This is a genomic window from Rhizobacter sp. LjRoot28, assembly GCF_964253025.1.
Taxonomy (GTDB): Bacteria; Pseudomonadota; Gammaproteobacteria; order Burkholderiales; family Burkholderiaceae_C; genus Rhizobacter.
Genome location: NZ_CAXUQC020000001.1, coordinates 1,538,107 through 1,558,396, shown reverse-complemented (window position 1 = coordinate 1,558,396; position 20,290 = coordinate 1,538,107). Strand labels below are relative to the sequence as shown.

Annotated in this window: 18 protein-coding genes; 4 read left to right on the top strand and 14 right to left on the bottom strand. The window is 64.2% G+C overall.

Annotation, left to right across the window (positions count from 1 at the left end):
* Positions 1 to 12: 12 nt before the first annotated feature.
* Complete coding sequence (locus tag ACSQ2F_RS07365) at positions 13 to 1,929, bottom strand: FTR1 family protein (protein WP_436021279.1); 1,917 nt, start codon at positions 1,927 to 1,929, stop codon at positions 13 to 15.
* A gap of 80 nt (positions 1,930 to 2,009) precedes the next feature.
* Here ACSQ2F_RS07365 and cadR point away from each other — a divergent pair, with 80 nt between their 5' ends.
* Positions 2,010 to 2,453, top strand: coding sequence for a Cd(II)/Pb(II)-responsive transcriptional regulator (cadR, locus tag ACSQ2F_RS07360; RefSeq protein WP_436021277.1), 444 nt, complete (start codon positions 2,010 to 2,012; stop codon positions 2,451 to 2,453).
* 258 nt (positions 2,454 to 2,711) lie between these two features.
* On the opposite strand, the gene ACSQ2F_RS07355 is transcribed toward cadR, so the two are convergent.
* The 13 genes from ACSQ2F_RS07355 to cueR all read right to left on the bottom strand — a co-directional run bounded on the left by ACSQ2F_RS07355 (position 2,712) and on the right by cueR (position 14,919).
* Positions 2,712 to 3,740 (bottom strand): DNA-binding protein, encoded by a 1,029-nt coding sequence (locus tag ACSQ2F_RS07355; RefSeq protein ID WP_436021275.1) that lies wholly within the window; start codon positions 3,738 to 3,740, stop codon positions 2,712 to 2,714.
* 826 nt (positions 3,741 to 4,566) lie between these two features.
* Positions 4,567 to 5,007: a hypothetical protein gene (locus ACSQ2F_RS07350; protein WP_436021273.1), complete on the bottom strand. Its 441-nt coding sequence runs from the start codon at positions 5,005 to 5,007 to the stop codon at positions 4,567 to 4,569.
* Positions 5,008 to 5,024: 17 nt separating this feature from the next.
* Positions 5,025 to 6,047: a cytochrome D1 domain-containing protein gene (locus ACSQ2F_RS07345; protein ID WP_436021271.1), complete on the bottom strand. Its 1,023-nt coding sequence runs from the start codon at positions 6,045 to 6,047 to the stop codon at positions 5,025 to 5,027.
* A gap of 81 nt (positions 6,048 to 6,128) precedes the next feature.
* The gene (locus tag ACSQ2F_RS07340; RefSeq protein ID WP_436026766.1) at positions 6,129 to 8,498 is read right to left on the bottom strand and encodes a heavy metal translocating P-type ATPase; all 2,370 of its coding nucleotides are present in this window, start codon (positions 8,496 to 8,498) and stop codon (positions 6,129 to 6,131) included.
* Positions 8,495 to 8,755 (bottom strand): DUF2933 domain-containing protein, encoded by a 261-nt coding sequence (locus tag ACSQ2F_RS07335; protein ID WP_436021269.1) that lies wholly within the window; start codon positions 8,753 to 8,755, stop codon positions 8,495 to 8,497. Before ACSQ2F_RS07335 ends, ACSQ2F_RS07340 begins: the two co-directional genes overlap by 4 nt.
* A 268-nt stretch (positions 8,756 to 9,023) precedes the next feature.
* Positions 9,024 to 9,362: a DUF305 domain-containing protein gene (locus tag ACSQ2F_RS07330; protein ID WP_436021267.1), complete on the bottom strand. Its 339-nt coding sequence runs from the start codon at positions 9,360 to 9,362 to the stop codon at positions 9,024 to 9,026.
* Between the two features lie 151 nt (positions 9,363 to 9,513).
* Entirely contained in the window at positions 9,514 to 9,783 is a 270-nt protein-coding gene (locus tag ACSQ2F_RS07325; protein WP_436021265.1) for a heavy-metal-associated domain-containing protein, read from the bottom strand.
* Positions 9,784 to 9,848: 65 nt separating this feature from the next.
* Positions 9,849 to 10,208, bottom strand: coding sequence for a copper-binding protein (locus tag ACSQ2F_RS07320; protein ID WP_436021263.1), 360 nt, complete (start codon positions 10,206 to 10,208; stop codon positions 9,849 to 9,851).
* 47 nt (positions 10,209 to 10,255) lie between these two features.
* The gene (locus ACSQ2F_RS07315; protein ID WP_436021261.1) at positions 10,256 to 10,756 is read right to left on the bottom strand and encodes a cupredoxin domain-containing protein; all 501 of its coding nucleotides are present in this window, start codon (positions 10,754 to 10,756) and stop codon (positions 10,256 to 10,258) included.
* 17 nt (positions 10,757 to 10,773) lie between these two features.
* Complete coding sequence (locus tag ACSQ2F_RS07310) at positions 10,774 to 12,144, bottom strand: multicopper oxidase family protein (protein ID WP_436021259.1); 1,371 nt, start codon at positions 12,142 to 12,144, stop codon at positions 10,774 to 10,776.
* A gap of 12 nt (positions 12,145 to 12,156) precedes the next feature.
* Positions 12,157 to 13,557 (bottom strand): TolC family protein, encoded by a 1,401-nt coding sequence (locus tag ACSQ2F_RS07305; RefSeq protein ID WP_436021257.1) that lies wholly within the window; start codon positions 13,555 to 13,557, stop codon positions 12,157 to 12,159.
* Between the two features lie 415 nt (positions 13,558 to 13,972).
* Entirely contained in the window at positions 13,973 to 14,407 is a 435-nt protein-coding gene (locus tag ACSQ2F_RS07300; protein WP_436021255.1) for a hypothetical protein, read from the bottom strand.
* Positions 14,408 to 14,457: 50 nt separating this feature from the next.
* Positions 14,458 to 14,919 (bottom strand): Cu(I)-responsive transcriptional regulator, encoded by a 462-nt coding sequence (cueR, locus tag ACSQ2F_RS07295; protein WP_436021253.1) that lies wholly within the window; start codon positions 14,917 to 14,919, stop codon positions 14,458 to 14,460.
* Positions 14,920 to 15,433: 514 nt separating this feature from the next.
* On the opposite strand from cueR, the gene ACSQ2F_RS07290 reads away from it, so the two are divergent.
* The 3 genes from ACSQ2F_RS07290 to ACSQ2F_RS07280 all read left to right on the top strand — a co-directional run bounded on the left by ACSQ2F_RS07290 (position 15,434) and on the right by ACSQ2F_RS07280 (position 20,275).
* Positions 15,434 to 16,609 carry an AAA family ATPase gene (locus ACSQ2F_RS07290; RefSeq protein ID WP_436021251.1) on the top strand — a complete coding sequence of 392 codons (1,176 nt, stop codon included), beginning with the start codon at positions 15,434 to 15,436 and terminating at the stop codon, positions 16,607 to 16,609.
* Between the two features lies 1 nt (position 16,610).
* On the top strand, positions 16,611 to 18,821 hold the full coding sequence (locus tag ACSQ2F_RS07285; protein ID WP_436021249.1) for a S8 family peptidase: 2,211 nt from the start codon (positions 16,611 to 16,613) through the stop codon (positions 18,819 to 18,821).
* Between the two features lie 152 nt (positions 18,822 to 18,973).
* Complete coding sequence (locus ACSQ2F_RS07280; protein ID WP_436021247.1) at positions 18,974 to 20,275, top strand: site-specific integrase; 1,302 nt, start codon at positions 18,974 to 18,976, stop codon at positions 20,273 to 20,275.
* Positions 20,276 to 20,290 lie beyond the last annotated feature (15 nt).

Genomic DNA, 20,290 nt, shown 5'->3' with positions numbered 1-20,290 from the left:
GCAAGCCTTTCGTCAGAGGGCCGGGCGACGGGCACGCCAAGCATTAAGCATGAAGCCAGAGAGCGCAATCACCAGCACGAGACCTTGCGCAAGCATCGTTTCAGCGGAAGGAAACATGCCAAGCAGTTCGATCCGTGGCCAGGCGATCGGATGGGCCGACAGCCAGCCAGCTTCTTGCAGGTTGGCAACACCTTTCCCCGCAAGAACGACTGCCAGCACTGCGACGAGAACGGAGCTGGCCAGAAAGAACTTGCCGAGTGGCATGCGGGCGCTGGTGCGCAGCAATACCCAGGTGATGACAGCCAGAAGAACGACACCAGTGATGAGTCCTCCAAGCAGCGCGCCTCGGTGCCCGTCCACTGCGAGCGCGGAGAAGAAGAGCACCGTCTCGAACACCTCGCGATAGACAGCGATGAACGACAAACCGGACAGGGCCCATGCCGAACGGCGAGACAGTGCTGACGACAGTTTGTCCCGTAGGTAGGCCTGCCAGCGACCCGCGCTGCTCTTTTGGTGCATCCACAGGCCAACGCCCAGCAGCACGAGGGCTGCAAAAAGCGAGGACAAGCCTTCGGTGACTTCCCTGTTCGCACCGCTGATTCCCACCACGTAGGTCGCGACTCCCCACGTCAGGCCGCCCGCCAAGAGCGCAGCCACCCAACCGGCATGTACATGAGGCAGGACGTCTTGGCGTTCGGCCTTGCGCAGAAACGCGATCATCCCGACCACGATCAGCAACGCTTCCAAGCCCTCGCGCAAGAGGATGGTCAGCGCGCCCACGAAGGTCGTTGTCGCATCCGCTCCCCCCTGGAGTTCGCTTTGAGCCCGCGAGAACAGCCCGTCCAGTCGTTCAGCCGCGGCTTGCGCCTCGTCCAGTTGCCCGGCGCTAAGAGCGGCGCGGTAGCCCAACATGGCCGACTCGATGTCGATCATCAACGGCTTGTTGCGGGCGGCCAGCACGGGCTCCAGCGGCTCAAAACCGTCCAGATAGGCAGACAGCCCAAGTCGCATGGCCTCGGCCGCGTTGCCGGCGCCGGCGGCCGCAAGGCTTTGCTGCAAACGCTCCCTGGCGAGCACGATACCCCCAGCCCCGGACGGTGCAAGTGCGGATGCGTCGTGGCGCAGGAACGCCACGACGTCTCGCGCCGCGACTGGGCCCAAGCTTTGGGCCAGTTCTACCTCCGTTCGGGTTGTGAGTGCGGCCAGATCCTGCACCGCGGCGCGCGCGCGCGCATCGGTCGACCAGAGTTTTGCACCTCGCTCGCGCATCGATGCGTCGGTCGACAGCGTGCCGGCATACCAGGCAAGCGCCCACCGGTCAGCGTCCGGCAAGTTCTGAAAGGCAGGCATCGATGTGCCGGACACGCCTTGCCCGATCACTTGGTAGAGCGCCATCAGGCTCCGCGAGGCCGCGCGCTCCCTATCGGTGAAGGCGATCGGCTTGGGATCCAAGCTCGCTGCAAGTGGTCCATCGCCGTTCCCCGTCGGGCCGTGGCAGCTCGCGCATTGCGCCTGGTAGAGCGAAGCGCCGCGGGCGAGTTCCGGTGCTTGCTTGGGCGATACCGAAACCGGGTATGCGGCCAAGAGCTGAGCGTTCGCTTGACGCGCCAGGTCGGCCACGCGAGTGGCCTCCGCCTTCGACACCACGGCCTCACGCAGCAAGCTGACGGCTTCAATCAATTGCGGCCTGGCGGGGTGGTCCGGCAAGGCTGCAGCTTGCCCACGCGCTTGCTGGCTGAAATCCAGCATTTCCGCGTACTCGGCCTCGCTGGTGATCTTTCCCGACTCGACCGCTCCGCTGTAGTCGACACCCACGTAGTCGATGAGTTGCCACAGCTGGCGAACGGCGGCTTCGTGCGCTTGTGCCTGCACACCACCAGCGAAGAGGATGAAAAGGGTGGTGACGAGGCGCGAAAAGATGGAATGCATGCGGGCGTTGCGAATCGTTGTCGTTTCCCTAATTTGAAACCCTGTAGCAGGTGTAGAGTCAAGCGATCTCAGGAGGCACCATGAAAATCGGCGAGTTGGCGCAGGCGACCGGGACGTTGGTCGAGACGGTCCGGTTCTACGAGCGCGAAGGGCTGCTGCCGGCAGCCGCGCGCACCGAATCCAACTACCGAGTTTATGGAGAAGATCATGCCGAGAGGCTGCGGTTCATCCGCCATTGCCGAGCGCTCGACATGACGCTCGAAGAGGTCCGCGTGCTGCTGCGCTTCAAGGATGCGCCGAGTGACAACTGCTCCGGTGTCAACGAACTCCTCGACCAGCACATCGGACACGTCGCCCAAAGGATTCGAGAGCTGCGCGCCCTGGAAAAGCAACTCAACACGCTGCGCGAGCAGTGCGTCGACGCGAACACGGCGGGCGGATGCCGAATTCTGAAGAAGCTGTCTGACCCTGGCGCGCCAGCGGTTGCCGGAGGCGGCCACCGCCACCTCTCAGGGACGCACTGACCAGATCACAGGCGGTCGCGCGCCACCCGCAGGAATGTTCGACGCCATCCCCCCGCTGGAGTCGGTCGATTGATGCCATACGCATTGCGCTCGGAAACACAGGGTCCAAGGCGACCATCTTTCGGCACCTGAAGAGGGTCGGCCGGGAATCATGTGATGTCACGCCAAAGCTAGCGTAAGTCGCTATCCCCGTACAGGAAATTGCAATTTGTCTGCGGCGCACTCGCCTACCCTCCAGTTCGCCGCGCAGGCAAGCGGCTAGCCAGCTGTCGCAGAGTTCGCCTTGGCTTTGCCATTTGTCGCCGGCGGTCCGACCCGCGCAAGCAGCTCCTTGACCATGTCCCCGTGGGACTGCGCTGTCGCATTGGCGCTCGCCAACAACAGCTCCAGCTCCCCATTGCGCTGATGAAGGTCGCTGGCCCGCAGACGCACGGTTTCGTACTGCTGCGCCGCCTGCTGGGCTTGGCCGCGCATGTCCTCGACGAGTTGGTTTTGCACAGCCAGACGCTCGGCGGCATGTTTCAGCTCTCGCAGCTGCTCGTCGACCTGGCGCCGCTCGGCCCGCGCGGCCGACAGCAGTTCCAGTGCATCTGTCTTCTCCTTCAGCGCGGAACGCAATTCGAGCTGCTTCGCAGTCAAGGCTTCGGCGGCACCGGCCGACTCGCGCTGCAGGTACTGCAACTGTTGTTCGTGCTGACGGGCCTCCCGGTCGCGCTGCTCGCGGGAGGCGTTGCGGAAGTGTTCTAGGGCCTCGCGGGCATGGCTGTGCTTCTCCTCCAGGGAAGCTACCTGAGCCTTGGCCGCAAGGTGCTGCTCCTGCGCGCCCTCCAACTGGGCGGTGAGCTGCGTGCTTACCTGCCCAAGCTCCAAGCGCAGCGCGGCCAACTCAGCCTCTACCCGCTGACGCGTGGTCCGCTCGGCCGACAGTTCGATCTGGCTGCGCTCGGCTTCTGACCGGGCTGCGCGGGATTCTGCTCGGGCTTTCTCCAGCTGCTCTGTCAGGCGGCGCACCTCTTCGGCGTGGCCCGCCCTGAGAGCGTCGAAGCGCTCCTGCGCTTCGAATTCCAAGCGCCCGGCCAGACTGTTGACGAAGGCCATCAATTCGTCGCTGACCGTCCCCTGAGGGACGCCCGTACCCCCTTCGTCGGCCTCGATTTCCTTTAGGTGCCGAAAGATGGTCGCCTTGGACCCGGTGTTGCCGAGTTCGATGCGTATGGCATCGATCGACGGATGCCTGCCAGCCTTCAGCAGCGCCAGTCGGGCTCGTTGGACATCGAACTTCGTCACGCCTGCACGCGCCATGCTTACACCAATTCCGTATGTGTTACGTAATGCCAGTATTACGTACCACGATACAAGCGTCAAGTTATCCAAGATGACCGATTTCTAAGAAGGATTAATATCGAATTATTCCTTGTGATGACGGTGCAAGCCGCGCTGAACCGCCCCGGACGGTACGAAACCGTCGGATTCATAAGAATGCCGCCGCTGGGCTCATGTGGCTTCATTGCTCGGGCCATGCAGCTCGAAGCCCGCAGGTGGGATGGCCTATCGGCGCCTCGGCGCTCGGCTCAGTTCAGCGTGGAAGGAAGGTTCAAACGCGCCAGCATCCAGACATTCCACTCAGGTGGATGTCCCTCAGAAATCGCCAACTGCCCCCGCTCGTCAACGACGAGATGGGGGCCGCACGCAAATCCGGACCCTGTCGGAAATAGCGTGAAGACCGTGACCCCGTGTTCCAAAGCGTGAGCAACTTCATGTGCAGCCGCAATAACCGGCTCTACCACCCAGTCGCACAACGATGGCGTTGTGACGCCCCATTCAACATGGCTGACGTTCCCATAGCAATCCTGCGCTACTCGCGAGACCGCGCACACCGATCCTCTCGGCCTCCAGTGCTCCAACGCATCCGCGAAACCAGCCGGCAATGCCGAGCTGCCAAGCCAGTTGGTCCCGGTGGTGCCCTCTTCACCTTTTCTCTTAAAGCGTCGCATGCGCTCTCTCCCTATTTAAACCGCCCGGGACGCGGTCCGCGCGCCTCCCAGCCCCCGTCAGAATTCTGGCGCCAAGCAGACGATGCCGGCCGCGAAGCCTGCCGGTGCCGAGAAGCCATTCAGGTGCTTCCCGAAGGCTCTCTGCCCCATACGTCCTCGCGCAAGTAGCACACGATCCCGCCGATCCACAGCAGCGCGGGCGCCAGCAGCAACCAGCGGAAGTCCGAGTGCAGCAAAAAGTTGGTCGCGCTCATCAGCCCGACGCCGGCTCCCCCTGTGACTGCCAGCGCCAATAAGGTTCCGGGAGCGCGACGGGCGAGAAATTGCCAAGCCACCAGGATCGTCACGGTCCCCGCGGCGATCATGAATCCGCCCATGACGTTGAAGACGTGGCTGAGCCAGCGTTCGAGGCCCGGCGCCGCTGCGCGCAAGGCGTCGAGGGACGTCCCCATGAAGCGTGGATCCTCCGGCAGCAGCGCCGGCCGAAGCGCAATGAAGTAGACGCCCAGCAGAACCATCCACAGCCCGCAGGCAACGAAAACTTTGCCGGACAGTCGCATAGGCAAAGTTGGTAACGTCATGGGGTCACGCTCACGCCGTTGGGCCCCTTGCCAACGCGAACGGTGCTCACCACGGCGCGTGACTTGATGTCGATCACCGACACGGTGCCGGCGTAGGTATTGGTGATGAACGCAAAGCGCCCTTCACGGTCCACGGCCACACCGTGAGCACCCGACCCTGTGACCACTGTTTTCACCGGCTTGAACGTCTGCAGATCGATCATGGTGACCGTTTTGCCCGGCTTGCTCCGAGTGCCCTGGTTCGCCACCAGAAGGGTGCGTGAATCCGGCGTCGCAAAGAGCTGGATCGGCACAGAGCCCACGCTGATCTTGCGGGTCACCTTCTGTGTGGCCGGGTCGATCACCGCGACCGCTTTTTCTTCCGACAGCGACACAAACGCCTGCAACCCGTCCGGCGTGAACCCCACTTGAGCAGGCCCCTTGCCGACGGGAATCTGCGCGATCTCCTTGTGACTTGCGACGTCGACAACCGAGACCGTTCCGCCTTTCAGATTGGCGACGTAGGCAAATCGCCCATCGGGCGCAAATCGCAGGCCATGCGGAAACTTCCCCACGGGGATCGTTGCCACAAACTTCCTTGTTGTTGCATCGATCACGGTGACCGAGTCGTCTCCTCCGTTCGTGATGTATGCAAACCGTCCATTCGGCGTGAGCGCAACGTGCGCAGGGTGCATGCCAACTGGGATCTTGGCGATGACTGCGTCGGTCGCCGTGTCGATCAGCCAAACCGCGCCCGGCTTGGCCATGGCGGCGTGCTCCGTTTTGTTCATGCTCACGTGTCCGGGCGCAGCATCGGGATCCCGCTCACCGTTGTTGGTCACCCAGACCACCTTGCCATCCGGCGAGACCTGCACGTTGTGGGGCATCTTCCCAACGGTCACAGGCTTGAGCGTTTTGAAGGACGCCGCGTCGAGCACGCTGACGCTGTCAGCGTTTTCGTTGGCGACGTATACCTTGTCAGCAGCGGCGACTGCATTGGCGCACGCAAGCAAAGCCATCGCTAGGAGTTTCTTGGTCATGGTTGAGTTCTCTCTGTAAGGGAAAAAAAACCGCTCCGCCCGCGCATCTCGCGCAATTCGGTGACGGCTGGCACGGTGGTGTCACTCAGGGCCAATCACAGCCTTGCGAAGCCGCAGCGCGTTGGTGATCACCGACGCCGAACTCAAGCTCATGGCCAGCGCCGCGATCATGGGCGACAGCAGCCATCCGGTGAACGGATACAGCAGCCCGGCCGCCAGCGGCACCCCCAACGCGTTGTAGACGAACGCGAACGCAAGGTTCTGCTTCATGTTGGCAACCGTCGCGACCGACAGACCGCGCGCTGTGGCAATGCCGCGCAAGTCGCCCTTGACCAGCGTGAGCTGTGCACTGTTCATCGCGACATCGGTGCCAGTGCCCATGGCAATGCCCACATCGGCGCGTGCCAGCGCCGGGGCGTCATTGATCCCGTCGCCAGCCATGGCCACCACACGGCCTTCCGCCTGCAGCTTTTCGACCAGCTTGAGCTTGTCGGCCGGCTTGACCTCGCCATGGACCTCGTCGATGCCCAGGCGCTGGGCGACCGCGCGGGCCGTGGTCTGGCCATCGCCGGTGGCCATGATGACGCGCAACCCCGCATTTCGTAACGAGGCCAGCGCTTCGGCCGTTGTGGCCTTGATGGGGTCGGACACGGCCAGCAAGCCAACCAGCTTTTGCTCGACCGCCAAGTGCATCACGCTGGCGCCCTGGGCGCGCAGCGCCTCTGCTTGGCTCGTCATGGCGGACACGTCGACGCCCAACTGCTCCATCAGCGCGGTATTCCCCAGCGCCACCGCCTGGCCGCCCACCGTGCCACGCACGCCGATCCCGGACTCCGAGTCGAACTGCTCCGGCTTGACGAGTGCCAGACCGCGTTCCTTGGCTGCCGAGACGATGGCAGCTGCGAGAGGATGCTCGCTGCCCTGGTCCAGGCTGGCTGCCAGGCGCAGCACCTCGTCGTCGGCCATCCCGGGCACCGCAACGGCCCGCTCGAACGTCGGTCGCCCCTCGGTCAGAGTGCCGGTCTTGTCGACAATGAGGGTGTCGACCTTGCGCAGGTTCTCGATCGCCGCTGCGTCGCGGAACAGCACACCGCTGGTCGCACCACGACCGGTGGCCACCATGATCGACATGGGCGTGGCCAAGCCGAGGGCACAGGGGCACGCAATGATCAACACCGCGACTGCGCAGATGAGGCCATACACCCAGCTGGGCTCCGGCCCGAAGAAGCCCCAAGCGAAGAAAGTCAGGAGGGCTACGCCGACCACGCCCAGCACGAAGTAGCCGGCTACCTGGTCAGCCATGCGCTGCATTGGCGCACGTGAGCGCTGCGCCATAGCGACCATTTGGACGATCTGCGCGAGGACAGTGGCCGAGCCGACATGCTCTGAGCGCATCACCAGGGCGCCGCTGGTGTTCATGGTGGCGCCGATCAGCTTGTCACCCGGCCGCTTGGTGACGGGCAAGGGCTCTCCCGTCAGCATCGATTCATCCAGCGCGCTGCTGCCTTCGACCACGACGCCGTCCACTGGCACTTTCTCGCCCGGCCGAACGCGCAGGTGGTCACCAACGTGCACATTCGACAGTGGCACGTCCGCCTCGCTGCCATCAGCAGCGATGCGGCGCGCCGTCTTCGGCGCAAGGCCAAGAAGCGATTTGATCGCGGCCGACGTCTGCGATCTCGCTTTCAGTTCCAGGATTTGTCCGAGCAGGGTCAACGAGATGATCACTGCAGCTGCTTCGAAGTACACGGCCACCCGGCCCATGGACACGAAAGACGCGGGGAATACTTGAGGTGCCACCGTGGCCACCACGCTGTAAACAAAGGCCGCACCCGTGCCCAGGCCGATCAATGTCCACATGTTGGGGCTGCGGTTCGCCACGGATTGCGCACCGCGCACGAAGAACGGTGCACCCGCCCACAAAACAATCGGAAGCGTCAGCACGAGTTCGATCCAGCTCTGCGTGGCCATGTCGAACCAGCCAAGACTGTGGCCGAACATCGCGAGCAAGGTGACGACGACTGTGAGCGGCAACGTCCACCAGAAGCGCCGTTTGAAGTCCTCCAATTCCGGGTTCGCTTCGTCGTCGAGCGAGGGGAGCATCGGCTCCAACGCCATGCCACATTTGGGGCAGTTCCCGGGATGATCCTGGCGAATTTCCGGGTGCATTGGGCAGGTGTAGATCGAACCTGGTTCGGTCGCTGGAGGGGGCGCCGCCACTGCAGGGATTGCTGGCCCGACGAACTTGGCGGGCTCCGCCACGAATTTGGTCTGGCACTTGGCGCTGCAGAAGTAGTACAGACGACCGTCGTGCTCATGCCGGTGCGGCGAGCCTTCGGTCACCGTCATGCCGCAGACAGGGTCCTTCAGCGCCTCAGTGCCATCGGACGACTCCGCAGGCTTGTGCGCATGGCCCTGGCGGGCGTCGTGAGTGTGCGTGTGCATGTTCAGCGGTCCTTTGCTCGCGGCAGGCTGGAACCGGGGTCTTGGCGGCCGCCATGCCCCCCGTGGCCGTGATGGAACAGGTGCATCACGGGGCAAGCCAACAGCAGCAGGTACGCCCAGGAGCCGGCGAGGTGCTCCCGGTGCTCACGCAGAAGAAAGAATATGCCGATCAACGCGGTCATGAGGACGGCACCGAGCACGGCACGCCGCGGCAGCCCGCTGGACTGGGGAGGCGGATTGGTATGAGCGTGGTCAGTGGACATGGCAGTGTTCCTTCTTGGTTCGGTGGCCCCGTGGTCACACCCGGTCGAAGACTGAGGGATTCGATCGGGAAGAGGCCGGCGGCTTCTTCAGCTTTGGGGCCGGATCTGGGAAGGAGCGCCACAGGATGAGGCCGAGTTCCCCAGCCTAGCGGCGCGCAGTACTTATCACTTGCGACAGATCAAGTAGAGCGACGGTGCGCCCGGCCCAAATCGGAGCTTGTCCGATCGACCGATCCCCAGCGCCCTGCGCCGCTATCGCAGATGGGTGTCACTTGTTCTGCTGCAACCACTTGTCCAGTTGCTCGATCTCCTTGGACTGGTCCTGGATCATCTTGGACGCCATGGCCTTCAGTTCGGGCGACTTGCCATGCTCGAGCTCCACCTTGGCCATCTTGAGGGCCTGCTGGTGATGCATCTTCATCATCATCGCGAAGTCCTTGTCGGTGTCGCCGCTCATGTGCATCTTGTGCATGCCTTGCATGCCTGATTCCATCGACTTCTTCATCTGCTCAGAGCCGTGTCCCGAGGATTGAGCAAAGGCCGATGCAGAGGCGAGCGCCCCTGCAAGCAGCACGTTAGCGATCTTGAAGTTGGAATTGAAAGTCATGGCAGTCCTTTAGGAGGTTGAGGGTCCAAAGCCGAGCAATCCGCGCTCCGTGGCCCAGCGGTGGCGCAAATGAGTTTCCTTCGAACCCCACGCGGCTCGAAGCGGTCGTTGCAGGTGGGTGCTGTCTCGCTGACCTCTTCGAAGGCTGTTGTCAGCGGCGACTTCCGCAGCACCCCGTCGCCCGCGCTGCAGCGGGTGCAGGCGCAGTTGCAAGGGCGTTCGTCACTTGGACCGGGTGGTAGCCAGCCTCCCGGATCGCGGCTTCGAAGGCGACGGTGTTGCCCAACGGCGAGTTGATCTGCACCCGCTTGGTGTCGAGGTTCACCGACACGGACGCTCCGTTGTCCGTTTTGCGAACGGCTTTGGTCACGGCGTTCACGCAGTGACCGCAGGTCATGTCTTGGACGTCAAATGCAATCACGGTGGGGTCCTTTTGATGAGTGATGGGCTCACTGTGAACCTTGTCACCGTGGGAAGGCGGCGCTCTCACTTGGCCGCTTCGATCTGCGTCAAGACGATCGCTCCCTGGGCACGTTCCGCCGCGAAGAGAACCTTGTCACCCGCTTTGAAGCGATCAAGTACAGCCGGGTCTTTCACTCGGAAGACCATCGTCATGGCGCCCATGTCGAGATTGGCGATCGGGCCGTGGCGAAGGGTCATCTTTCCCTGCTCCTTGTCGACCTTGCGCACTTCGCCCTCCGTAAGAGGTGCGTTGACGCTTGCCGAGGCGGCGGGGGGCGACGGCTGGACGCTTGGGCTGTCGTTCCCGGAGGCCGTCTGCGCGAAAGCGCCCGCGGCTGCAAAGGTCGCCAGGAGGATGGCGGTGGCGGTCTGGATGGAGTTCATGAACATTCCTTGGTGGGTTGTGACGTTTGCTGAGCGCGGAACCGGGTTCACTTCACGGTCACGCTGCCGACCATGCCGGCCTCGAAGTGGCCAGGGATCAAGCAGGCGAACTGGAACTCTCCGGCCTGGGTGAACTGCCAAACAATCTCGCCTGACTTGCCCGGCTTGACGTGCGCCATGTGGGGCTCGTCGTGCTCCATCTCCGGGAAGCGGCGCATCAACTCGGCGTGCTTCTTGAGTGCCTCCGGTGTGCCGAGCACGAGTTCGTGCAGCACCTGGCCCTTGTTGCTGGCGACCAGGCGCACGGTCTCACCGCGCTTGACGACCAACTGGTTCGGTGTGAAGCGCATCGCGTCGCTCATGTCGAGGCGCACGGTGCGGCGGACCTTCTTCGGGTCGCCCTCGCGGCCGAATGGGGTGTCTTCGACCTGCTTGGCGTCGAAGGTGCGGGGGGCGCCTTCGTGGGCATCGCCATGAGCCAGCACCAGGGTGGACAGGGTCATGCCGAGCGCACAAACCAGCGCGTGGGGAATGAATCGTGAGGTCATGGGGTCTCCTTAGTGGCTCAGTGGCCAGAGTGATCGGCGTTGGGCTTGCGCACACGCAAGGTCCGGTGGTCGGCGGGTGTGGGTTTTGAGCGGCTGGGCTCGGGCACTTGGCCCGTGTACTCGTAGGCCACGGTGCCTTGCGGGTGGCGGTACCAGCCGGGGTCCGCGTAGCCGCCGGGCTTGACGTCGTCGCGCACCTTGACCACGCTGAACATGCCGCCCATCTCCAGCGGGCCGTACGGACCGGTGCCGGTCATCATCGGCAGCGTGTTGTCGGGCAGCGGCATCTCCATCGCGCCCATGTCGGCCATGCCCTTGTCGCCCATCACCATGTAGTCGGGCACGAGTTTGGTGATGCGCTCGGCTACGCCGCGATGGTCCACGCCGATCATGTTCGGCAGGCCGTGGCCCATCGCGTTCATCGTGTGGTGCGACTTGTGACAGTGGATGGCCCAGTCGCCGGCCGCCGCGTCAAACTCGAAGGCTCGCATTTGGCCCACGGCCACGTCGGTCGTCACCTCGGGCCAGCGCGCCGAGGGCGGTACCCAGCCGCCGTCGGTGCCCGTCACCACGAAGTGCGGCCCGTGCATGTGGATCGGGTGGTTCGTCATCGTCAGGTTACCGACCCGCACCCGCACCCGCTCTCCGGTGCGGGCGACCAGCGGGTCGATGCCTGGGAAGACCCGGCTGTTCCAGGTCCACAGGTTGAAGTCGGTCATCTCCGACGTGCGAGGCGTCGCGCTGCCCGGCTCAATGTCGTACGAGGCGAGCAGGAACACGAAGTCGCGGTCGACCCTCTGCTGGCGGATGTCCTTCGGGTGAATGATGAACATGCCCATCATGCCCATCGCCATCTGCGTCATCTCGTCGGCGTGCGGGTGGTACATGTGGGTGCCCGAGCGCAGCAGCGTGAACTCATAGACAAAGGTCTTGCCGGGCGGAATGTGCGGCTGCGTGAGGCCACCCACGCCGTCCATCCCCGAGGGCAGCATCACGCCGTGCCAGTGCACCGTGGTGTGCTCAGGCAGCTTGTTGGTCACGAAGATGCGCACCCGGTCGCCCTCGACCGCCTCGATCGTCGGACCCGGGCTGGACCCGTTGTAGCCCCACAGGTTGGCATTCATGCCGGGGGCGAACTCGCGCACCACGGGTTCAGCGACGAGGTGGAACTCCTTGACGCCGTTGTTCATGCGCCAGGGCAGCGACCAGCCGTTGAGCGTGGCCACGGGGTTGTAAGGACGGCCGGTGGTCGGTACGAGCGGCGGCTGCATCGTCGGGGAGGTCTGTATCACCGCCTCGGGCAACGAGGCGGCGCTGACGCGGCTGACAGCGGTCCCGCCGAGCGCCACGGCGCCGGCGGTGCGGATAAAGTTTCTGCGATTCGACATGTGGGGTTCTGCTCAGTGGCCGCCGCCTTCGGCGGCGGCGGGAGTGGACGAGCTGGACGACAGCGCGCTGCTGCCGGGCGACTGACCGGTGATGGCGGTCTGTAGCTGGGTGTCGGCCACCCAAAAGTCGCGCAACGCCTCGACGTACGAAGTGACACTGCGCACCTGCTCGCGTGAGTCGGCAAGCAGTTCGAAGACGCCGATCAGCATCCCGTTGTAGCGAAGCAGGTTCTCTTCCGAAATGCGCTTTTTCAGCGGCACCACTTCGTCCCGGTAGTGCCTGGCCAAGTCGTAAGACGTCCGGTAAGCCGAGTACGACTCACGCACCTCGGACTGAGCATTCACCGCCACTTGGGCGGTGCGGTGCAGCGACTGCATGTACACCGACTCGGCACGGGCGAGGCGCGTCGAGCCGAAGTCGAACAACGGCAGCTCCAGTTCGATCTCATAGCCGTTGGCCCGCGGCTCGCCGGTGGCGCTCTTGTTCTGGTACCCGAGTTCCAGCACGTTGATCATCCGCGTGGCCTTCGTGAGGCCCAACGAGCGCGCGGTGGATTCGGTCGCCCGGCGGGCGGCCAGCACGTCCAGTCGTCGGTCGATGGCCGTCTGCTCGGCGTTCGCTGGTGTCGTGGGCGCGTTCGGCAAATCGGGCAGCCGATCCGGCAGCTTGACGGCCAGCTGATCGCCGGAAAGGCCCAGTGCACGCACGAGACGTTCGCGTTCAGCGACTGCCCGGTGCTGAGCCCGCCCGAGGTCGGCCGTGGCATCGGCGTAGAAGGACTGCTCGCGCATCTGGGCGAGCTTGTTGAAGTTGCCGGCCTGCACCATGCGCCGCGCCAGTTCGTTCGACGCGTCGGCGGCTTCCATGACCTGTTGGTAGTAGCGCACCAACTCGTTGGCCGCGACTGCTGAATAGAAGGCCTGGCGCGCCTCTGCGGCGACGCGCAGCGCTTCGCTGGCAGCTTGATGCTGCACCTGCTCGAAGCGGCGTCGCTCCATCGGGCGTGTGACCGGCATGGTCAACAGGCCCAACACGTCGAACATCACCGAGCGCTCTGTCTCAACGATGCCACCGCCTTCGCGGAGGCGGCCGAAAGCGAAGACCGGGTTGCGCAGGCGTCCGGCACGCACGAGTTCTGACTCGGCGATGCCCAGCTCGGCAAAGCTCGCCTGCAGGCCACGGTTGTTGAGAAAGGCCAACTCAACCGCGCTTCCGGCCGTCAGTGGCTGAGCCAGCAGTTCTTTCACCCTGGCCTGGGCGCTGTCTGTCTCCTCGGCGGTGCGCTGGTAGCTTGGTGCTTGGCCGATGCGCTCCCTGGTGAGGTCTCCGACAGGCCCGAAGCCCCCGTCGTTCGAGAAAGAGGCGCAGCCGGTCAGGACCACGGCAGCCGCCACTGCGGTGAGGCGCTTCATCGGGCGCCTCCATGCTGATGATGCGGCTTGTCCGCAGGGCGGCTGGCTGGGGCAGAGGCTGACGGGCTCGACGCCGGCACCGCGGTGGAACCTTGCCCGCCGTGCGCCGTGGCACCCGCAGAGGTGCGCAACTGGTCATTGAGCTCGCGCCAGGGCCGTGCGCCCAAGTCTCGGTACGGCTTGTAGTCGGCGAAGGCAGAGTCGTAGCGCAATCCGCCGGGAAGTGGTGGGGTCGACGGTGCGTTGGCTTGCGCTGCCGCAAGCACGGGCCAGCAAAGCGCCCAAGGCAGCGCTGCCCGTAGGAAGGGTGAGGTCATGGTGTTCAAGTCATCTGGTCGCCGATCCGTGCGGATCAGCCAATCACTCGTGCCAGTTGGCACGAGCCCCATTCGGCCTCTCGAAGAGGCCTAGAGGGTCAGATGCTTCGCGGGGGACGCTCCGGACCGCCGGAGATGAACGACGGCGCGGACGCACTCAACTTGCCGAAGTTGACGTGCGCGAATTCGACTGGCGTCGCGACGGTGGGCATTTCCGTCAACAATGTCGCGGCCGAACAGAAGGCCGAGCACATGTTGCACTTGTCATGGCCGGGCTGGCTTGCGGACTCCAGGCCGCCGCTGCCACCAGGGTCTGCCACTGCCGCGTCTGTGGCCGTATGGTGATCCGAACTGTGATCGTGGCTTCCATGATCGTGTGCCACGTGCTCGTTCGCTGAGCTGTGAAGGGGAGCCATCACCACCATCGAAGACATCCCTCCCGCCGGTCCGCATAGCATGGCGGCCGCAAACGCGCCGCGCAGCGGGAGCAGCGCGACCAGCAGCAGGATCAGCCAAAAGCGGAGGGTTTTCACGTCAAGGGTGTACGGTTTGCTGCAGTCTAAACCTTGCCACAGTGACAAAGTCAAGCGCGGGGTATCAAACGCCCAAGGCGGCCGGGCATGGTTCCGCCCTTTGCGGCTTCACGTTCATCCCCAGCCAGTGATTCGATGATGGGGCAGTCCGGGCGCTCGTCGCCGTGGCAGCATCCAACCAGCGTCTGCAGCGTACTCCTCATGGCCTGAAGCTCGCGCAGTTTCTTTTCTAATTCGTCTATGTGCGCCTGCGCGAGTGCCTTGACTTGGCGGCTCGGGCGGAGGCGGTCCTGCCAGAGACTGAGCAGTTCACGGATCTGGTCGAGCGAGAAGCCTAGATCGCGGGAATGCCGGATGAAGCGCAGCACGTGCACGTCGCGGGGCGAGTACTGCCGGTAGCCGGAATCGGTGCGGCCGATCGCCGACACAAGACCGATCGACTCGTAGTGTCGGACCATCTTGGGCGTGATGCCTGCGGCGCTGGCAGCTTCCCCGATGTTGAGGGAAGTCATGGGCAATCCTTCGACCCGTGTCGGGCCAAGAACTCGTCGATGGATCCCCATGTGACAGTCTCAGCGGACGGGGCGCGCGGTCCCGGTTCCACTTCGGACGGCGGCCGCCCCTCGCGTTCCGCCAGGGCGCGGCGCGCTGGGGCGCCGTCCGCGATACCGCGGTTCAACGCGGCGAGGAACTGTTCACCGGTCAGGTCGCGCTTGCGAGGAGGGCTGGTCATGTTGTGAGGCTCCTGGACATTTTTATCGCTGCCGCACAGTTTGCACGAGGAAGGTCAGCAACGTGCGGCGACCGGGCCCGCCTGGCGCATCGGGCCGGGAGGACCAGCGGTGGTGGTTCGTCGCGACGCGGAGCTGCTTACAGAAGCGGCGGTCGAGTCCTTGCAGCGGAGTGGGGACTTGTAGATCCAGCGGCGCTTGTAGTTCACACCGACAGGCGCAGTTTCTCTTGCCTCATCGCCAATTAAATGGGAAACTTCGTCAATTCAATGAATGAAATTGACGCAGGTTTTCCATGGAAGTCGAAGGTAAAACAGACGAACTCAAGGATCTAGAGGCGGATTTCGCCAATTTAGTCCTTCTCGCCGCCGCAGGCTCCTCAGAGGATCTGCGCCTGCTCCTGGCAAAGCTCGTCCGCAAGTATCGCGCGCGGCGGCCGGACTTTGCCGAACGCATCAACCAGGCGCTGAAGTCCACTCAGACCCGCGCGTCCGGCCCTTCCGTACTGCGCCGCGGTCCAACGGCGCCCGAAGCGTCACCGCTGCCGATGGACGCGGACTCAAGACTTTCGTTGATTCGGGTGTTCGATGACCTGGCCGGCCTGGAGGCCCCGCTGTTGACCCAAGGGCTGCTCAAGCAGATCCAAAGCATCGTGCGCGAGCGACGGGAGCGCGACAAGCTGAGTGCCCACGGCATCCGACCGACCCGTTCGGCGATTCTCGTGGGCCCGCCTGGCGTGGGCAAGACGCTGTCGGCCCGCTGGATTGCCGCTCAGATTGGCAAACCGCTGTGGATACTTGATCTGACCACGGTGATGAGCAGCCTGCTTGGCAAGACCGGCAACAACCTGCGGGCGGTGTTCGACCATGCACGTGCGAATGAGGCGGTTCTGTTGCTTGACGAGATCGACGCCATCGCCAAGCGGCGAAGCGACGAATCAGACGTTGGTGAACTCAAGCGGCTGGTAACGGCCATCCTGCAGGAGGTGGACGCCTGGCCAGACACAGGCCTGTTGCTTGCGGCGACGAACCACCCGGAGTTGGTGGATCCGGCGCTCTGGCGTCGGTTCGACGTGATCCTCACGTTTGAGCAGTCCGATCCCAGCACAATCGAGGCAGCAGTGCGGCGCTTTTTGGGCCCCGACGCGCCCGCGTATGAGCCCTTCCTGCACCTCATGGCTAGTTCGATGCATGGTCACTCGCTCTCGGACGTTGAACGGGCCATCGCCTCGATGCGCCGTGATGCGGTGCTGAATGGTGTAGCCCCAGCCGATCTAGCCGTCTCGCTTGCAGCGCAGCACATCGATCGGCTGGATAAGCCGGCGAAGCTCGATCTGGCCCTGCAGCTAGCCCGCGCCAACGGGATGTCACATAACAAGATCATGGCCCTGACCGGGGTCTCGCGCGACACCATCCGCAAGTACGCGGGACCGTCACCGATCAAGGGCCGAGGCCGCAAAAAGGAGGGATGAAATGGCGAATCGATTTCTCATCGGCAAGGGTGAGTTGCTGACCTACGACATCCCACCACCCCCGATCAAAGCGGATAAAGCCCATCCATACGGGCTGGCCGAAGCCAAGGCGCAGCTGCTGCCTCGCATCGTTTCGGCGGTGCTGGAAATGCAGGATTTGCCGCAGGATGCTTGCCCGTCCGACATCACCGTTGCGAAGATTGATCTCCACCCGGCGTACATCGCCAAGTCGTACTTTCCGACGGGCCTGCTGCGCCAAGCAGGTCTGACGTCGGTTGGAAGCCGAACGGTTCGTGTCCGTCCTCGGCGAGACCTGCGCAAGACCGCGCCGCCGGAGTGCGAGACCACACAACTCTTCGTCGCCGGCCGGCGTTCGGCATTTGCCCAGCTTCCTTCGCTGGTGACTCAACTCGTGGAACACACCAAGGAAGCAATTCAGTTCGCCGAGATCGAGGACTTCAGCAGCATGACGGTGACCGACCGATTGCGCGGTGGCCTCAACCAAAAGGGGCGCGCCTTCGAGGTCGGGTTGCACCTGCTGCCTGACCAGGGCGTACCGGAGTTGCGCCAGGCGTTCACCCGCTACGCGAAGCAATGCGGGTTCGAGGTCAATGGCGAGTTCGATTTCCCCGTGGGGCGGATGCTGTTCGTCGCGGCTTTCGGAGACGCTGCCCAGCTCGACCGCCTGGCGCAGTTTTCTCTGGTCCGCGTCGTGCGACCCATGCCGGCGATTCGCGGTGCGCGTCCACCGCTGCGCAGCCGTCCGATCTCTGTCGGGTTCTCGTTGCCTTCAGCGCAGCCCCTCTCCGACGAGCCAAGTGTGGCCATATTGGATGGCGGCTTACCTGCGAGCCATGTGCTGACGCGGTTCCTTGGTCGGTACGAGCATTCGGACCACACAGCCAAGGACGTCCCTGAGTTCGTCGACCATGGATTGGGCGTGACGTCAGCGTTCCTCTTCGGGCCCATCGAGCCCGGAGCCGAGGCGCAGCGCCCTTACGCCTACGTGGACCACTTCCGGGTGTTGGACGATCAGACGGAGCAGGAAGACGAGCTTGAGCTGTACCGCACACTGGCTCGCATCGAAGACGTGCTGCTCTCCCGTCAATACCAATTCATCAATCTCAGCATCGGGCCCAGCCTGTCGACCGAAGACAGCGACGTTCATGCTTGGACGGCAGTGCTTGACACCATGCTGAGCGACGGCGAAACGCTGATGACCGTGGCCGTCGGCAACAACGGCCAAGCCAACGCTGCCATGGGCCTGAACCGTATCCAGGTGCCCGCCGACAGCGTGAACGCGCTCTCCGTGGGGGCGGCGAACCACTCGACATCCGACTGGAAACGCGCGGACTACAGCGCTGTCGGTCCCGGTCGCAGCCCCGGGCGGCGCAAGCCCGACGTGGTCGCCTTTGGCGGCAGCCCGAAAGAGTACTTCCATGTGCCTTTGCCCGGTCGCCGCGCCGAGCTGGCCACAACGATGGGCACGAGCTTCGCGGCGCCGTATGCCTTGCGCACCGCCGTCGGCGTGCGTGCGGTGTTGGGCGATGCGGTCCACCCACTGACTATCAAGGCCTTGATGATTCACTCGGCGCAGATGGTTGCCAGCGAGTTGGTTGACGAAGTGGGCTGGGGCCGGATACCCAGTGACCTCAACCAGGTGATCATGTGCTCCGACGGCACCGCCCGCATCCTCTACCAGGGCTTGCTGCGCCCGGGCAAGTACCTTCGGGCGCCGGTTCCGCTGCCGGCCACGCCCTTGAGCGGCAAAGTCACGCTGAGCGCGACCTTCTGCTACGCCAGCCCGGTAGACGTCGAGGATGCCGCTGCGTACACCAAGGCGGGGTTAGGCATCACGTTCCGCCCGGACTCGTCGAAGTCCGCCGGCAAGCAGATCAAGTCGCGCTCGTTCTTCTCGCAAAGCACCTTCCGCACCGAGCAAGAACAACGAGCTGACCTCGGCAAGTGGGAGACGGTGCTTCACGCGAGTGAGCGAATGCTCGGGCGCAGCTTGAACCATGCGACGTTCGACATCCACTACAACGCCCGTGATGGCGCCGCCGTTGCGGGCACCGGCACGGAGTTGATCCGGTACGCACTCGTGCTGACCGTCGAGGCGCCGAAACACGCCAACCTCTACGAAGACATCCTCGCCTCGCACGCCGTGCTGAAGGCCATCGAACCGCGGGTCTCCGTGCCGCTACGCACGTGAGAACGAATCGCTGGAGCCAACATGGTCAAACCCGTTCAGCCTAAGTGCGGCGTGCCGCCGTCCGCGAATGCCGCGGCTGCGTTGGCCCGCGCCGCCAAGCGTCGGCCTCCGGACTCGACGTCGAACTGCCGACTGAAAACGAGCGCGGCGCCATGAGCGCTACCGTTGCACAGTACGTGCTGGCGGCCGACCGTGACAACACGGTCAAGAGCTATGCCGCGGCGCTGCGCAACTTCGAGGAGGTTTGGAAGGGGCTGCTGCCGACCACCGCCGACACCGTGGCGCGCTATCTGGCAGAGCACGCCGAGATCTACCTCATCAGCACGCTGCGCTTGCACTTGGCGGCGCTTGCGCGGTGGCATGCCGACAACGGCTTCGCCGATCCCACCCGGGCGCCGCTGGTGCGCAAGGTGCTGCGCGGAATTCGGGCCAAGCACGCGGTGCCGCAGAAGCGAGCCCGGCCGCTGCAGCTTGACGTGCTGGAGGACGTGTCGGACTGGCTGCTGAAAGCGCAGGCCTTGGCGCGCAAGCATGGGCGCGAGACCGAGCAACTGCGCCGAAGTCGCGACCGAGCGCTGCTGCTGCTCGGTTTCTGGCGTGCCTTTCGATCCGACGAGCTGAGCAGCATGCGCGTTGAGGACGTCCAAGCCGAGCGAGGCAAGGGGCTCACTTGCAGGCCGCGGAAGACTAAAACGACCGATGAGGGCGAGGACCGTGCCTTCCACTGCCCGGCGCTGTCACGGCTGTGCCCAGTGGACGCCTACCTCGAATGGATCGAGCTTAGTGGCCTGAAGGCCGGGCCGGTGTTCCCAGGCATCGATCGCTGGGGCAACGTGTCGCACGAGCACATGCTGAGCAAGGCCGTGCTGCCGCTGCTGCGGCGCATCCTGCACGAGGCCGGCGCGGAGGAAGCCGCCAGCTATTCCAGCCACTCCCTGCGCCGCGGCTTCGCCACCTGGGCCAGCAGCAGCGGCTGGGACCTGAAGGAACTGATGGAACACGTAGGCTGGCGAGACGTCAGCTCCGCCTTGCGCTACGTCGACGTGTCGCAGGACACCCTGAAGTGGAAATTCGAGCGCGGCCTGGCCGCCAGCGCACCACCGGTGCCTCAAACGCCTCCAGCCACGCAGCCCGTCGAGGAATCGGGGCCGTCCGCAGACCGCCAAGTCGCCACCGTTCATCTGCGCCTACTGCTGACCAAGCCCGGCGGTTCGCGGCGCGGTGCGGACCGCGCACAGAAGCAGATCGAGACGGTACACCTGGCGAAGTTCGGCGTGCGCCAGATCGACCGCGACGGCAAAAGATTCGAACTCCAAGTGCCATTTCATGACCGCGACAACCTGGACGAGACGCTGCTGGAACTGCTCGACGAGCTCTATCGCGTGGCGCTGGCCTGCGAATGCGTGCTCGAAGCCTCGCTGCACGAGCCCGCGACCGACAGCAGCTGGAACTGACGCCAAGGTCACTGT